The 15902-nt window shown below is 43.3% G+C and carries 13 protein-coding genes; 6 read left to right on the top strand and 7 right to left on the bottom strand.

The window, feature by feature from the left end; genetic code table 11:
* Positions 1-38: 38 nt before the first annotated feature.
* From ABEB05_RS14085 to uvrA, 6 genes are all read right to left on the bottom strand, one after another.
* On the bottom strand, positions 39-1313 hold the full coding sequence (locus tag ABEB05_RS14085) for an adenylosuccinate synthase (protein ID WP_265791272.1): 1275 nt from the start codon (positions 1311-1313) through the stop codon (positions 39-41).
* 70 nt (positions 1314-1383) lie between these two features.
* Complete coding sequence (locus ABEB05_RS14080) at positions 1384-1734, bottom strand: STAS domain-containing protein (protein WP_265791273.1); 351 nt, start codon at positions 1732-1734, stop codon at positions 1384-1386.
* A 161-nt stretch (positions 1735-1895) separates the two neighbouring features.
* Complete coding sequence (gene secF, locus ABEB05_RS14075; RefSeq protein ID WP_265791274.1) at positions 1896-2807, bottom strand: protein translocase subunit SecF; 912 nt, start codon at positions 2805-2807, stop codon at positions 1896-1898.
* A gap of 44 nt (positions 2808-2851) precedes the next feature.
* Positions 2852-4672, bottom strand: coding sequence for a protein translocase subunit SecD (gene secD, locus ABEB05_RS14070; protein ID WP_265791275.1), 1821 nt, complete (start codon positions 4670-4672; stop codon positions 2852-2854).
* Positions 4673-4763: 91 nt separating this feature from the next.
* Positions 4764-5306: a hypothetical protein gene (locus ABEB05_RS14065; RefSeq protein WP_265791276.1), complete on the bottom strand. Its 543-nt coding sequence runs from the start codon at positions 5304-5306 to the stop codon at positions 4764-4766.
* Between the two features lie 151 nt (positions 5307-5457).
* Complete coding sequence (gene uvrA / locus ABEB05_RS14060) at positions 5458-8313, bottom strand: excinuclease ABC subunit UvrA (protein ID WP_265791278.1); 2856 nt, start codon at positions 8311-8313, stop codon at positions 5458-5460.
* A gap of 171 nt (positions 8314-8484) precedes the next feature.
* Between uvrA and ABEB05_RS14055 the strand changes: the two genes are divergently transcribed.
* The 6 genes from ABEB05_RS14055 to ABEB05_RS14030 all read left to right on the top strand — a co-directional run bounded on the left by ABEB05_RS14055 (position 8485) and on the right by ABEB05_RS14030 (position 15390).
* Entirely contained in the window at positions 8485-9141 is a 657-nt protein-coding gene (locus ABEB05_RS14055; protein ID WP_265791280.1) for a hypothetical protein, read from the top strand.
* A 66-nt stretch (positions 9142-9207) separates the two neighbouring features.
* Positions 9208-10266 (top strand): WG repeat-containing protein, encoded by a 1059-nt coding sequence (locus ABEB05_RS14050; RefSeq protein ID WP_265791282.1) that lies wholly within the window; start codon positions 9208-9210, stop codon positions 10264-10266.
* Positions 10267-10378: 112 nt separating this feature from the next.
* Positions 10379-11761: a 3-deoxy-7-phosphoheptulonate synthase class II gene (locus tag ABEB05_RS14045; protein WP_265791284.1), complete on the top strand. Its 1383-nt coding sequence runs from the start codon at positions 10379-10381 to the stop codon at positions 11759-11761.
* 299 nt (positions 11762-12060) lie between these two features.
* Positions 12061-12489, top strand: a complete 429-nt coding sequence (locus ABEB05_RS14040; RefSeq protein ID WP_265791286.1) for an Hsp20/alpha crystallin family protein — start codon at positions 12061-12063, stop codon at positions 12487-12489.
* A 190-nt stretch (positions 12490-12679) separates the two neighbouring features.
* Complete coding sequence (locus ABEB05_RS14035; protein ID WP_265791288.1) at positions 12680-14167, top strand: Do family serine endopeptidase; 1488 nt, start codon at positions 12680-12682, stop codon at positions 14165-14167.
* Between the two features lie 188 nt (positions 14168-14355).
* Positions 14356-15390: a J domain-containing protein gene (locus ABEB05_RS14030; protein ID WP_286669190.1), complete on the top strand. Its 1035-nt coding sequence runs from the start codon at positions 14356-14358 to the stop codon at positions 15388-15390.
* 37 nt (positions 15391-15427) lie between these two features.
* Here the strand turns inward: ABEB05_RS14030 and ABEB05_RS14025 are convergent, their stop codons facing one another.
* Positions 15428-15757, bottom strand: coding sequence for a DUF2784 family protein (locus ABEB05_RS14025; protein WP_345694308.1), 330 nt, complete (start codon positions 15755-15757; stop codon positions 15428-15430).
* Positions 15758-15902: the final 145 nt, after the last annotated feature.

Below are 15902 nucleotides of genomic sequence, written 5' to 3'. Positions count from 1 at the left end.
CATATGAAGTCCTTTTTGTACTGTAATTCCAGACGAAATTACAGTACAATGGTTTCATTTCGTTTGGGTCCTTTGGAAAGGATAGTCAATTCTACGTCCAGATATTCGGAAATAAAGTCAAGATATTCACGGGCTTCTACGGGAAGTTCCTCAATACTGCTGTAATGATCGAGAGACTCTTCCCATCCCTTCATCGACTTATAAACCGGCTTCAGGGATTTTATATCTGGCAGGTCAGTGGGAAATACTTCTGTTTCTTCCCCATCGATTTCATAAGCCGTACATACCTTTATATCCTCAAAATCATCCAGGATATCCAGCTTAGTAACCGCTAATTCGTTAATTCCATTAACACGGACAGCATACCTGAGGGCAACCAAGTCAATCCATCCACAGCGTCGTGGACGTCCTGTAGTAGCTCCGAATTCCTGCCCGGCCTCACGAATCTTTTCTCCAACTTCTCCATTGAGCTCGGTAGGAAATGGTCCGTTTCCAACGCGGGTACAATACGCTTTGGTTATTCCCATAACTTTATCGATTGCGGTTGGAGGGAGACCGGTACCTGTACATGCTCCGCCGGCCGTGGGGCATGAGGAGGTGACAAAGGGATAGGTTCCGTGATCTACATCCAGAAGACTACCCTGGGCTCCTTCCAAAAGAATGGTGTCGTTATTAAGTACGGCTTCATGTAACAGGTTGGCCGTATTCGTTATATAAGGACAAAGCTTTTCTGCTGCCACCAATAATTCATCAACGATTGGATCTGCTTCTATCGGATCTTTTTTATAAACATGCCGGAGGGCTTCGTTTATATCCGCAATATTGGCCCTCACTTTTTTCTTAAGCTCCTCGGGATGAAATAAATCACTCATCCGAATACCTACACGAGAAACCTTGCTGACATAAGCAGGCCCGATTCCCCTTCCGGTCGTTCCGATGGCATCGTCTCCACGGTGCTCTTCTTTAACCCGGTCCAGCAACTGATGGTAGGGCAAAATAACGTGAGCAGAACTACTAATTTTAAGTCGATCTTTCAGGCTTCCTCCCAAAGCTTCAACTTCCTCTATTTCTTCAAGTAATGCATGGGGATCGATGACGACTCCATTTCCTATCACGCAGGTGGCATCACCATTAAATATACCAGAGGGAATCAGATGCAGCACAATCTTTTTATCATCAAACTTCAGGGTATGTCCCGCATTTGCTCCTCCCTGATATCGGACTACATATTCGGATTTTCTGCTTAAAATATCTACAATTTTACCTTTTCCTTCATCGCCCCACTGGGCTCCTACAACAACACGTATAGACATAAATAATTATAAATCAGACATAAAAAAAGGGGTGCAATGCCCCCTTTTCTATTTAAAATTTAAGTTCAAATTACTCTTCGTCATTAGAATACGATTCCACTGCTTCATCCAACGACTTGTAGTTATCAAACACCGTTATCAGCTTAGTAACTACCAAGAGGCTCTCTATTTTATCGCTTGCATTGGCGATACGCAAATCACCACCGGCCTTACGCATCGTTGTCAATCCACCGATAAGCATACCTAATCCGGATGAATTCATGAACTTAACCCTTCCCAGGTCAGCTACCACATTCGTTTTATCATCCTCGATAAGTTCGTGGAGCTTTTCATTCAGCTTAACGGCGTCAGGTCCGCCCATCACGTTTCCCTTAAATTCGATTACAACACAATTATACCGCTCCGATACATTGAAATTCATATCTGATCTCCTGTAACTATATATTTAAAATTAATCTTTAGACAACAAGTTAGATTTATTTACCCTAATTAATAAATAAATATTACGCTTGGGATGCTAATTTTGTTACACCCTTCAAATATCCATAACCTATTGAAACCAGATTTTTTTTCCTAACCATTTTAGGATTTTTGTTGTCTTTTATTCAGTTCAATAACCATGGAACTGGCTATAAACAGGGAACTATAGGTACCAATTACAACGCCAAGCATAAGGGCAAAAGAGAATCCTCTTAAGACTTCTCCGCCAAATAAAAAGAGTACGGCAACCACAAAAAAGGTCGTAACGGAAGTTATTACGGTACGGCTAAGCGTATCATTAAGACTCTTGTTGATCATCTCATCATAATCCATCGTCTTATAGAGTAAGCTATTCTCCCTGATACGATCAAAGACCACCACTGTATCGTTTAGCGAATAGCCCACAATTGTTAGAAAGGCAGCTATAATAGCTTGATCTATCTGCAGACTAAAGGGAACTATATCCGATAATAATGTAAAGACCCCCAGCACAATGAGAACATCGTGAAACAAGGCGGCAACAGCTCCTGCCGAATAGGTCCAGTCTTTAAAACGGATAAGGATATAAATGAAGATGACAATCAATGCAAAAATAATTGCATTAACAGCCCCCCTTTTAAGGTCTTCAGCAAAACGGGGGCCTACAATATCTGTTTTTATTACTTGATTCGGATTATCGGGATAAAGCTGTCCCATCGCTCCTGTTATGGCATTCTGTACGGTTGTAATATCATCCGGATTATCAGTACGTATCAGAACTTCCTCGGGAGATCCATAAAATTTAACCTCGGGAGCTCCTCCCAGGGGTTCCGCCAATTCACTCCGAATATCCTGCACTTCTACAGGATCCTCAAATTGGAGCACAAATGTTTTTCCCCCTTTAAAATCGATACCATACTGCAATCCTTTGGTTAAGATGCCAATGAGTGCAGCAGCTAAAAGTATGCCTGAAACGACATAGCCAATTTTATGGGCTTTTAGAAAGTTAAAGTCGGGTGTTTCGAACCATCTCATGGTATTAAATCCTTTATTTTATGTTTTAATATCTTATCTATCTGTTAACCAAAGCTAATTTCGGCGGACTTCTCTTGCGTCAGGTAATCCACCACTACCCGGGTTATAACAATAGCACTGAATAATGAGGCTACAATACCGGCCATCAATGTTACGGCAAAACCTTTAATCGGCCCTACTCCAAAGCTGTACAAAATGATTCCAACAAAGAAGGTTGTTACATTTGCATCTACAATCGCGCTCATGGCATTAGAATAGCCTCCATCAATAGCTGCCCTGAGTGTTTTACCGGTCCGTTGTTCTTCCCGGATACGATCAAATATCAGCACGTTTGCATCTACAGCCATACCAATCGTCAATACAATCCCTGCAATACCGGGTAATGTAAGGGTGGCATTAAAAGCCGCTAGTATCCCCAATATGAAAATAATATTGAGAAGAAGTGCCAAGTCAGCTATTGCACCCCCGGCATGGTAATAGATAATCATAAAAATCGCCACAATAATCAGCCCGATCAGCGTTGAATAAAATCCAGCCTGAATAGAAGCTTCCCCCAATGTCGCACCGACGGTACGCTCCTCAATAATTTCAAGGGAAGCAGGCAAAGCACCAGAAAGGAGGATATTTACAAGGTCTTCCGCTTCCTGTACATTTTCCAGTCCTGATATAGAAGAGCGGCCGCTCGCAATTTTTGACTCTACATTGGGATAGGAATAAACATAACCATCCAGTACAATAGCAATGGGTTTGCCGATATTGGCCCCGGTTATACGCGACCATTGACGTGCGCCTTCGGAGTCCATATTCATCGACACACGCGGCTGATTAGTTGCCTCATCAAAATTAACGCTGGCTTCTTCAATAACCTCACCGGTCATCTCAGCTTCGGGACGAACACCAATCAATTCAAAAAGCTCTTGCCCTTGTGGAGTCTCTGAAAAAGGACTTGCTCCCCACATCAGCTGAACATTACGCGGCATCAGATCCTGTACTTCAGATCGTTGTAAAAGTTCATTGACCCGGGCGGTATCACGTCCCGCTGCATATCCAAAAGAGTAGGCATTACGCGTTTGCGTAGCCAATACTTGAGTCAGAGGATTCTGGCCATTATTCTGCTGGAGTGTAGTATCGGTCGTATCCGATGCAAGTTCGCTATAATAGTTTACAACCCGCTCACGTGCGTTACTGATCTGATCAGGCGTAGCAGTCAAACGAAATTCTAATCGGGCGGTTCCTTTCAAGAGATCCCGAATTCGCTCTTTATTCGCTACTCCAGGCAACTCAACGACTACCCGATTATTACCCTGTACAAAAATGGCAGGCTCTGTAACTCCATACCGATCTACCCGTGTTCGGATGATTTCCATCGCCCGGTCCACCGCTGAATCGCGCTGATTTTTCAGGTATTCTTCAATTTCTTCATTACTGGATCTACGTGTTATATCCTGAGCATCCGACCGATAATAGCGGCTAAGGCGCGCATCCGGGTATTTCTCTTCAAACACTGTTACCATTTCTTCGATAAAATCAGTGTTATTCTCCAGTGCTCGCTGATCGGCTATGTTAATAACTTCTTCCAGCGTTTCATCTGCATAATCGCCAGCCAACTCCAAAATAAGTTGTGGAGTACCTACCTCCAGCGTCACGTGCATCCCCCCCTGTAAATCGAGACCAAGCGAAAGGGATTCTTCGCGCAAATTCTGAAGGCGCTGCGCATTTTCCTCTACATATTCGGTGCGTTCCGCTTCAGGCAGATCTTCTATATAATTCTGCTCGAGTGTATTAGCTATTGTCGGCCACAAATAATAAACCGACATCGCCAGAAAGGCTACTATAAATCCAATTTTAGTTCCATTACCCTGCATAATAAATCACTTTAAAATGGTTAGAATTGCGTTTCTTAATAAATAAAACAGTAATTATTTCTGTATAGTAAAAAGGAGGGGAGAAAAAGAATTAAGGAGCACCTATGGCTATCCCACCGCTCATGGGCTCAATAGATACATTGATAACTCTTGTATTGTTGGCCTTAGAAATTGGTTTTAGCCCAAACTGCGGCGTTTCACATTGTATATTTCCAAATGATCCAAAAGCTCCCTTATCAATATGAAGCAACATAAGGGATTTAACAGTATGTGGGACCGGCATATTGGCCATTGCATTACCGGTCTGAAATTGCTTCCATTCAATTAATAAAAGCTGGTGTATCTCACGCGAGGTGTCTTCATTGGCGAATGGAAAATCAAAATCATCATTATTTGAAACAAGCTCCGAAGCTTTTTCCACAAAGTCTTCAAAGTCTCCTCCCGATCGTTTCAGATCTTCCAGTTCTTGCTGAAAATCCGTAGTCTGGGATGATTCTGCCATCATGCTCAACCATTGAGCAAAGGCATACGAATTATGGCTGGCTTGCACGGGCTGTATCCAATAAAGGCTTAACCCTGAACAAACAAGCAGGGCTACCAGCAATCGGGTTATATATGAACGAAGTCGTTTCATCAGTGGCTGAAAATAGTCAGAAAGGAGCAACGGGACAAATGGTTTTTACTTTCTCTCAATTATTCTGAATGCTATTCCCTTGCTGCGCAACCAGATTATGAGTATCAAGTCTACCTAAAAAAGTATGTACTACTCATATTTACTTAATGTCTCAAGCAGTTATAGTCTGCTTATCTTCGCGCTCAAATTCTTCCTTAAGATAAGTACCTGTAGCACTATCTTCGGTATTTGCTACCTCTTCAGGAGTACCTTCGGCAATAATCCTGCCTCCTTCATCGCCTCCTTCCGGACCTAAATCAATAATCCAGTCGGCAGCTTTGACTAAATCCATGTTATGTTCAATAACAATCACGGTATTTCCCTTATCCACCAGCTGCTGGATCACATCCACCAGCATACGAACATCCTGGAAATGAAGGCCGGTGGTAGGTTCATCCATAATATAAAGCGTATCGCCGGTACCTACCTTTGCCAGCTCGCGGGCCAGTTTTATACGCTGTGCTTCGCCACCGGACAATGTGGTACTCGGTTGTCCCAGTCGGAGGTATCCGAGCCCTACATCCACCAGCGTTCCTAATATCCGGTTGATTGCAGGCACTGAGTCAAAAAACTCATGGGCTTCCTGAATAGACATATTTAATACATCGGAAATGTTTTTACCTTTATAATAGATTTCCAATGTTTCCCGATTATAACGCTTCCCGTTGCAGGTTTCACAGTCTACATAAACATCCGGAAGAAAGTTCATCTCAATCTTTCGGACGCCATCGCCATTACAGCTTTCGCAGCGCCCTCCTTTTACATTAAAAGAAAATCGTCCCTGATCGTAGCCACGGATTTTGGATTCGGGAAGTTCGGCAAACAGTTTACGGATATGATCAAAGACTTTGGTATATGTACCCGGATTTGAGCGGGGCGTACGGCCAATCGGACTTTGATCCACGGAGATAATCTTATCCAGGTTGTCGATTCCGTACACCTCATCATAAGGCAGAGGTACAGATTTCGAATTATAAAACTCGGTAGAAAGAATAGGCTCGAGTGTCTGATTGATTAATGAACTCTTGCCACTCCCGCTTACTCCCGTCACACAGATAAACTTACCCAGAGGAATATCCACATCTACTTCCTTGAGATTATGTCCCCTTGCTCCCTCAAGACGAACCGTCTTTTCACTGCCTTCACGGCGGGTATCAGGGTAGGGAACGGTTTCTTCATCATTTAAGAACTTTGCCGTCATAGACTCCGGATCGAGCTCCTCAGGTTTCCCCTGGGTTACAATCTCCCCGCCATATTCTCCCGCGCCGGGCCCCAAATCGAGTACGTAGTCGGCCTGTTCGATAGTTTCGCGGTCATGTTCAACCACAATAACGCTGTTACCCAAATCGCGAAGTGTTTCCAGCGATCGGATAAGCTTAATATTATCCCGCTGATGCAGTCCGATACTCGGTTCATCCAAAATATAAAGCACCCCCACCAACTGGGTTCCAATTTGTGTTGCCAGCCGGATACGCTGTGCTTCTCCACCGGAGAGGGTCTGTGCTTCCCGATCGAGCGTCAGGTAATCGAGTCCGACATTTAGCAGGAAGTCTACTCGATCACGGACCTCTTTAAGAACCTGGCTTCCGATTTTTTGCTGGCGTTCATCCAGCTCAAGATTATTTATGGTCTTACGCAGCTGCTTAATATCCATCTGCACCAAATTATCGATGGTATAGCCATCAATTTCATAAGAAAGGGCCTCCCGGTTTAAACGTCCCCCGTCACATTCGGGACAATCAATTTTACTCATAAAGGCCTTAGCCTTATCTCTTTTTTTTCTGGATCCGCTTTCCTCGTACTGTTCACTAATCATATTCCGAAGCCCTTTAAAGGAATGCTTATAGGTCACATTATCCTGGCGGAAGTCATAGCTTACATCGAATTTCTTATCTCCGCCTCCTTCAAAAAGCAATTCCATAGCCTCCTCGGAGAACTCATTGATGGGGGTTTCAAAATCCAGGTTCAGGCTGTTCAGTACCGCTTTTAACTGTTTAAAAGCAAAAATATCTCGCGGCTGCCCCAAAAATCGGATGGCCCCTTCTTCAATCGTTTGCTCTTTGTTAGGAATAACCAAGTCACGATTTACATCGTAAGTATAACCTAATCCATCACAATATTGGCAAGCCCCATAGGGTGAATTAAAAGAAAAAATATTGGGGGCAGGATCTTCATATGCCAGTCCGCTTTCCGGATCAAATAAATTTTTGGAAAACAGATGATCCTCAAAGACAACCTCACCATCTTCCTCTTTGGGAACAGCAAGCACTACATTGCCCTCGGCCATTTCCAGTGCCAGACGGACACTCTCTGCAATACGTTTCTCGCTCTTTTCATTAATAACAAAGCGGTCTACCACCACTTCTATATCGTGCCTCTTATAGCGATCTACTTTCATATCTTCTTCCAGGTCCATAAACTCACCGTCTACACGCACCTGTACAAAACCCTGCTTCATCGTCTGTTCAAACAGCTCCCGGTAATGTCCTTTACGTCCCCGTACGACCGGTGCCAGACAGTAGGCCTTGGTCCCTTCGGGCAGCTCCATAATGGCCGAAACAACTTCACCTGCAGTCTGTTTCGCCATCTTATTGCCTGTCTTCCAAGAATAAGGAACCCCAATACGAGCATAAAGGAGGCGCAGGAAGTCATATATTTCAGTTACTGTACCAACCGTAGAGCGGGGATTACGATTTGTGGTCTTCTGATCAATAGAGATAACAGGTGACAACCCATCGATAAAATCTACTTCAGGCCGCTCCATCATTCCTAAAAATTGCCGGGCATATGCCGAAAGCGATTCCAGGAACCGCCGCTGTCCTTCAGCATAGATGGTGTCAAAGGCCAGGGAAGATTTTCCCGATCCGGATATACCTGTGACAACTACCAGTTCCTCACGGGGAATATTGACATCTATATTTTTCAGGTTGTGCTCTCGTGCGCCGCGAATTACAATATTTTCTCGCAAGGGTGATACAAACTTTTAGGTTCAAAAGGACAATACAAAGCCCAATTCAATTAAACTGTTAAAGATACAGATAAATCGTATTTTTTGAAGCTTTTAATTCCTGTAAAACTTGTTTTATTGGGACATCGTATTATAACCAAAATTCATCTGTTTTAATTCACCTTATTAATTATGCCAAACCAATCTATTGATCTGGTTCAGCTCTTTAAATATAGTTTCGGTAAGTACAAAAAGTATCTTTCCTTTGTTATTGGCATTATGACGACCTATTACGTGCTTGCTATTATTCCTCAGGTTTACTTTTTGACATATGCGCCTGCGAATCCCACTACCGAAAGTCAGATCCTCTCAGGAGTTTTAACCGTGCTTCAACTCTATTTGAGTCTGGGGTTTATTAAAATTATGCTCTGGCTGATCGATGACAAGTACGTAGAGGTAAGCGATTTATTCAATAATTTCCGCCCCTTTTTGAGTTATTTCGTAGCCAGTTTTATCTACATGATAGGAATTACGATCGGAATTTTTCTATTGGTCTTGCCCGCTATTTTTATCGCTATTCGTTTTCTTTTTTATCCCTACTTCATTTTGATAAACAACGATACGGCTATTGCCGCCTTGCAAAAAAGTTATTACATAACTCAAAACCTGACACTTGAACTTTTCCTGTTCGGTACAACAGTGGTAAGTCTTAATATTATAGGTGTTCTTTTCTTTGGCATTGGAATAATCTTCACCTACCCCCTAACAACCATGGCTACCGCTGTCATTTATAAAAGCCTGGCTGGTAATAGCAAAAATATACCCTCCGAATCGTATCTGCCGTCATAATGGAACAATTTCTGAAAACCGAGTATACAACTATGAATCCATAACACTGTTTAATGAATACGTTTCATGAGATCTTTTTTCTATAAGTTCGCTGCTCTTTCTATAGTCATCGTACTCTGGACCTCCTGCAAAATCATTGAACTCCCTTTTTCGGATGATAAATCTGGCAGCCCGCTATATCCTTATGTAGAAAACCAGCAAGTTGGATTTATGGATGACCAGTTAATCCAGCAAATTATGCCGCAGTTCCAGTTGTCGGAGAGTACTATTTGGCCGTATTCATTTTCTGAGGGATTAGCCGCTGTTCCTATGTCCGGCTCCATAGGATATATTAATCGCTCTGGAGAAACGGAAATTGAACCCCGATTTGAAGAAGCCAAACCATTTAATGATGGTATGGCGCTGGTCAAACTTGAGGGACAATACGGATTTATAGATGATTCCGGAGACTTTGTAATTGAACCACAATTCCATCAGGCTTATGAATTTCAAAACAACAGGGCTGTTGTTCAAAAAGGGCGGGGCGGAAACTGGGGATTCATCAACAGGGACGGCGACTTTGTTATCGAACCGCAGTTTATTTCTGCCCGAAGCTTTTCTGACGGACGGGCCCTTGTTCAAACCGCTGCTCACCGCGACTGGGGATATATCGACCGAGAAGGTGAAATAGTTATTGAGTCCCAATACCGGGATGCAAAATCTTTTGCCAACGGTTTAGCTCCGGTACAACTGGAATTTCGGCAATGGGGTTATATCGATAAAAATGGTGCTACCGTCATCCCGTCCAAATTTTTAGAAGCCGAGCCCTTTTCCGAAGGTATTGCCGTAGTGGCAATGCCTGTAAACAATGCCAATCTTAATCAAAAGAAATTTGGCTATATTGATCGGGAAGGCAGGTTTATCGTAGAACCCACCTTTGAGCAGGCCTTTGCGTTTAAAGAAGGTCGGGGAAGAGTCCAGAAAAAAGGAAAATTTGGGTTTGTCAATGGTCAGGGCAAGCTCGCAATCGATCCTATTTACGATTTTGCCTGGGATTTTTCCGGTAACTTTGCGTTAGTTAAGCTTGGTGATAAATACGGGTACCTCAATAAGCAGGGTATTTTTGTTCGCGAGCCGACCCGTTAATTTTACTTATCCAGTTTATCATTATAATTTATTAATTTAATAGGGCATTTACGTTGTTCCTATACCCTTTTTTATATACATTAAGGGTTTAATTTTGAATCAAAGTAACATCATGTTTTCAGATAAATCTGTAGCAACCGAAGTTGCAAACCCTAAAGACTGGTCTCCAACTTCTTGGAAAGACTTTCCCATCAAGCAGTTACCTCCATATCCGGATGAGGAAGAACTGCAAAAAGCGTATGAAGAATTACGGAAAAATCCACCGCTTATTACTTCCTGGGAAGTTGAAGCACTAAAGAACAAACTCGCAAATGTAGCTGCGGGACGCAGTTTTTTGCTACAGGGAGGAGATTGTGCTGAAAGCTTTGCCGGATGCAAGTCGCCCAAGATTGTCAATTTGCTGAAGGTATTGCTACAGATGAGTTTTATACTCATTCACGAGATGGAAACACCTATCGTCCGTATCGGACGTATTGCCGGACAGTATGCGAAACCCCGTTCCAATGATTTTGAAATTGTGGATGGCGAAAAGATTCATAACTACCGGGGCGATCTGATCAATAGCATCAACCCTACTCGCGAGGACCGCATGCCTGATCCGCAAAGACTTCTCAAAGGATATGAAAAGGCGGCCTTAACGCTTAATTTCCTCCGCGGATTGGCCGATGAGGGCTTTGCAGATCTCCACCATCCGGAGTATTGGGAGCTGGATTTCATGCGCGAAAACAAGTATTATAAGGAATACGAAGAGATGGTTAACTCCATACAGAAAGCGGTTAGCTTTATGGAAACCATCACGCCCAACCAGTTTAATACTGTACAGAAAGTTAATCTTTATACTTCGCACGAAGCTCTGAATCTCCATTACGATTCTGCACAAACACGCCAGGTGCCCCGCCGCGAAGGATGGTACAATCTGAGTGCCCATATGGTATGGCTGGGAAATCGGACCCGCAATATAGATGAAGCACACGTAGAATATTTGCGTGGAATCCGTAATCCTATTGGAATTAAGATCGGACCAAATTACGATATAGATGAAACGTTGAATCTTATCAATAAGCTGAATCCGGTCCACGAGCAGGGAAAGATTGTTCTTATTACCCGCTTCGGTAAAGACGAAGTAGAAAAGGGACTGCCGGACCTAATCCAGCGCATCAAGCATGAGGGGATGCCGGTAGTATGGAGTTGCGATCCCATGCATGGAAATACTTTTGCTACCGATGACGATATAAAAACTCGTAATTTCGACGATATTCTCTCCGAAATGCGCAAAACATTTGCCATCCACCGCGACCAGGGAAGTTACCTTGGCGGTGTACACCTGGAGCTTACCGGAGATAATGTAACGGAGTGTGTGGGAGGAGCTAAAGGTCTGCATGAAGGAGAGCTTCACCACAACTACGAAACGTACTGCGATCCGCGCCTTAACTATGAACAAAGCTTAGAAATGGCTTTCCTTGTAGCTAAAGAATGGAAAAAAAGTTATAGTTAATAATCTATTAAAATCCATTATTACTGGTTGTCAGTTATTGGTCTCATCCCAAATTACCAATAACTGACAACCAATTTACTAATCCCTGCCACAAATACAGCCCGCTGTCGCTTTGTCGACGGGAGCTATGACATTTTTTTGCTGCCCTCCATCGTTTCTGTAAAAAAATCAGTTCCTTCTGGCTGAATGTCAGCCGCTTATTCCTCTTTCCCGCCTTGGCATAGCTATTGCTCCTTTAAAAGTGAGTTTGATTGAAACAAAACAACTTTTAAACAAAAACCTTTTAGGAGGTAATTATTATGACACTTGTAAGATATAACCGACCCAACAAAGACGTGGCATCCAAACGATTTTCTGATATCATGGACGAATTTTTCAACGATGTTGTAAGTTCGCGCCGTGATAGTTTTGTGCCCGGCATTGACATCTCAGAGACAGAAAAGCAGTTCCAAATATCTGCTGAGCTGCCCGGCATGAAAAAGGAAGATATTGATATCAGTCTGGAAAATGGACGGCTGAGCATCAGCGGTGAACGGCAATTTAAAAATGAAGAGGAAGGCAAAACCTTCCATCGGGTAGAAACCAGTTATGGTTCTTTCAACCGTTCCTTCCAGCTTCCGGACAACGTCGATGAGAATAGCATTCAAGCCTCGTATGAAGACGGCCTTCTGAATATCTCCATCGACAAAAATGAAGACAAAGTGAAAAAACAAATTGAAATAAGTTAACTGATTTTCACAATCCCTTATTATCCCGATCCCAATGGCGGAAGTTGCCTGAAAAGTAGCTTCCGCCTTTCTCTTCGTTTAATATGACATAAAAATATTGCACAATAATAAACGCATTTAAGGGGTTTATTCATCTATCAGGACTTACAAGTTTTTTTAAACAAAATTATGATTCAAAACGGAGTTAAATATGAAAAACATTAAATATTCGAATGTACTTTGGATTTTGGCTGCGGTACTCCTTTTAGGGTTTTATACCCTTGATTTGGAGTCGGAGAAAGCCTCTGTCTTTACCATGCCCGATTTCTCCTCTACTACAGAAGTCCCCCAATCAAATAATCAGAATGCTCCTACCCTTCAGGACTTCAACGACGCTATTGTCAATATTGCCGATCAAACAAATCCTACGGTAGTAACGGTTCGGGTAACTAAGACCGTAGAACGACAAAATCCATTTTCTCGTTTTTTTGGCAATCCCCAGGGAGAACCTGAACAGTATCGGCGTCAAGGACTAGGATCCGGTGTCATCGTATCACAGGACGGATATATCCTGACCAATAATCATGTGGTTGCAAATGCTGATGAAGTAGAAGTTAAATTCTATGACGACACAAGAACAACCGCTGAGGTCGTGGGTACAGATCCCCAAACGGATATTGCTGTTTTAAAGGTTGATACAGAAGATCTCAACGTGATTGAGTTGGGTAACAGCGAACAGATCCGCGTGGGCGAAATGGTACTGGCCATAGGAAGTCCCCTTGGGGCTGAACTTGCCCACTCCGTATCGATGGGAATTGTTTCGGCTAAAGATCGCCATGTTGGCATTCTAGCGGAACAGGGAGGCTATGAGCGATTCATTCAGACGGATGCTGCTATTAATCCCGGTAATTCCGGTGGCGCATTGGTCAATATGAATGGCGAGCTTATCGGCATCAATACGGCAATTGCTTCGCGTTCCGGAGGTAATGACGGTATCGGCTTCGCGGTTCCCATAAATATCGCCAAAAGCGTGATGGAATCGATTATTGAGCACGGCCATGTTACACGTGGATATTTAGGTATCTCAATGGGTGGTGAAGTGGATGCTACCATGGCAAAAGCTCTGGGTCTTGATCAGCCATACGGCGTTATTGTAGGTAGCGTTGAGGAAGATGGTCCTGCAAAAGAGGCTGGTCTTCAAGAAGATGATGTTATCCAGGCTATTGATGGTGAACCCATCCGAAATTGGGGTGCGTTCCGCACTGAAATCGGTACCTCCTCTCCGGGCGACGAGGTAGAATTAACGATAAATCGTGATGGAGATACCCGGGATATTACGGTCACCCTTGGTGAAATGCCTGACGAGATGATGGCGAACCAAAACAGACCTACTGACAGAGAATCAATGGACGAACAGCTTGGCTTTAGCGTCCGTAATCTGAATAGTGAAATCGCGCGGCAGCTACAGCTGGATCCCGGTCAGGAAGGCGTTGTAGTAACAGAGGTTACGCGCGGAAGTAATGCTCAGCAACAGGGCCTGCAAAGAGGCGATGTTATCATATCAGTAGATCGCAATCCTATATCTTCTGTAGGTGAATTTCAAGAAGCTGTTCGCAGTATCGCTGAAGGAGACGATAATGTTGTTCTCTTACAGGTATTGCGTGGCGGTAACAAGCAATACATCGCTTTTGAGCTCTAATTCTTCTTAAAATTAACGACAAATGCTCTTTAAGCCCCTCCGATTCTAAGCCGGAGGGGCTTTTTTATGACAAGCTGGCGAAGACATTCTCTCTTTTTGACAAATCGTTAGTCTTTTCAGGATGGCACTTTATTTGCTTTTTCTATATATAGCAAACACTTGAAAGTGATGAGAGTTTAAATGGCATTATGGAATACAAAAACTATTACGACATACTGGGAGTCTCCAGAGATGCATCTCAGGATGAAATAAAAAAGGCCTACCGCAAAAAGGCGGCCAAATATCATCCGGATAAGAATCCTGACGACGACTCCGCGGAAGATAAATTCAAGGAGGTCGGGGAGGCTTATGAAGTGTTAAGCGACCCAGAAAAACGAAACCTCTACGATAAAGTCGGCAAAGATTGGAAAAAATATCAGCGTGCTGGCGGTAATGCCCAAGACTTTAACTGGTCAGACTACGCCCGCCAACAAAGTCAGGGACGTGGCTTTGGCGGACAACAGCGCCAGCAAAGCTATCAAAAGGGTTTTGACATTAATGATCTGTTTGGTGGCGGCGGTGCCAGAGATGCAGGTGCCCGCGGACGCGGCGGTGGCTTTTCCAGTTTTTTTGAAACCATTTTTGGCGGGGGGCGCAATCCTTTTGAGCAGGCTCAACAGACTCGCACCCAGGGCCGAAGATACCAAAGTAATGCCCGTAAGCGGTCTGCATCAGCAAAAACGAAACAGAATACCAAGGCCGAGGTTACTATCTCACTAAAAGAGGCCTTTGAAGGTACCTCCCGTACGCTCAGGGTTGGGAAAGAAAAGATGAAGATTAAAATACCAGCCGGTATTAAAGACGGTCAGCGCCTAAAACTTAAAGGCAAGGGAACGTCAAGAGCCCGAAACGGCGCGCGCGGTGATCTTTACCTGACTGTCCGTATTAATATGCCCGAAGAGTACGAACGTAAAGGAGATAACCTCTATCTCGATCATCCCATAGATTTATATACCGCAGTACTGGGTGGTGAAACAGTCGTGCAAACACTAAGTGGCAAGGCCAAACTTTCGATCCCGGAAGGGACTTCAAGTGGAAAACTCTTCAGACTGAATGGAATGGGAATGCCTAAGTTCAAGCATTCATCCAAACAGGGAGATCTCTTGGTTCGTATTCAAATAGAAGTACCGGAACAACTTTCAGCCGAGGAGAAAAAACTCTTCAAAAAGTTGGCTCAAAAGTAATGTATAACGGAATAATTGCGACAATTATAGTATTCTTTTACCTCCTCCGGTTTTGTTTGTAATCCCTGATATTTAGAGCCACAGAGAGTATAAGCGCAAGACCAAAGCTCACCCCAGTCAGCCAATCTACTGCGACTGCACTGATATTCATTGCCGTTAGCTCCTGAATTAAAAACTTTATGTAGGAGCTAGGCATATTCGTATAGCCAAGTTCCCTGCGCACCAGCCAGTGCCAATGAGTGCAGGGGCAATATCCCAATCCATACCATATTCCAAGTCCAAACCACGAAAAAGCAGTTAGCAGCAAAGATAATAAATTCCATTTCCGGACTCTTTTCCATATCCATCCAAAAAGGTTGAACAGCATCCATGCGGTATGAAAAAATAAAAAGAATATGTTAAGTAGCTCATACATTCAGACTCCGTAACTATATTAAAATTCAGAAAAGAGTTTACCTTTTTACTGAAAAGTAGGCATATTTGAACTGCCTGAAAATTTTGACTTAATCTAT

Source organism: Fodinibius salicampi, from assembly GCF_039545095.1.
Taxonomy (GTDB): Bacteria; Bacteroidota; Rhodothermia; order Balneolales; family Balneolaceae; genus Fodinibius; species Fodinibius salicampi.
The sequence above is the reverse complement of the archived record's forward strand: the minus strand, read 5'-3'. Positions and strand labels throughout refer to the sequence as shown.

Coding starts and splice junctions, on each gene's coding strand:
- ABEB05_RS14085 (WP_265791272.1), bottom strand. CDS start 1,313: ATGTCTATACGTGTTGTTGTAGGAGCCCAGTGGGGCGATGAAGGAAAA.
- ABEB05_RS14080 (WP_265791273.1), bottom strand. CDS start 1,734: ATGAATTTCAATGTATCGGAGCGGTATAATTGTGTTGTAATCGAATTT.
- secF (WP_265791274.1), bottom strand. CDS start 2,807: ATGAGATGGTTCGAAACACCCGACTTTAACTTTCTAAAAGCCCATAAA.
- secD (WP_265791275.1), bottom strand. CDS start 4,672: ATGCAGGGTAATGGAACTAAAATTGGATTTATAGTAGCCTTTCTGGCG.
- ABEB05_RS14065 (WP_265791276.1), bottom strand. CDS start 5,306: ATGAAACGACTTCGTTCATATATAACCCGATTGCTGGTAGCCCTGCTT.
- ABEB05_RS14055 (WP_265791280.1), top strand. CDS start 8,485: ATGCCAAACCAATCTATTGATCTGGTTCAGCTCTTTAAATATAGTTTC.
- ABEB05_RS14050 (WP_265791282.1), top strand. CDS start 9,208: ATGAGATCTTTTTTCTATAAGTTCGCTGCTCTTTCTATAGTCATCGTA.
- ABEB05_RS14045 (WP_265791284.1), top strand. CDS start 10,379: ATGTTTTCAGATAAATCTGTAGCAACCGAAGTTGCAAACCCTAAAGAC.
- ABEB05_RS14040 (WP_265791286.1), top strand. CDS start 12,061: ATGACACTTGTAAGATATAACCGACCCAACAAAGACGTGGCATCCAAA.
- ABEB05_RS14035 (WP_265791288.1), top strand. CDS start 12,680: ATGAAAAACATTAAATATTCGAATGTACTTTGGATTTTGGCTGCGGTA.
- ABEB05_RS14030 (WP_286669190.1), top strand. CDS start 14,356: ATGGAATACAAAAACTATTACGACATACTGGGAGTCTCCAGAGATGCA.
- ABEB05_RS14025 (WP_345694308.1), bottom strand. CDS start 15,757: ATGCTGTTCAACCTTTTTGGATGGATATGGAAAAGAGTCCGGAAATGG.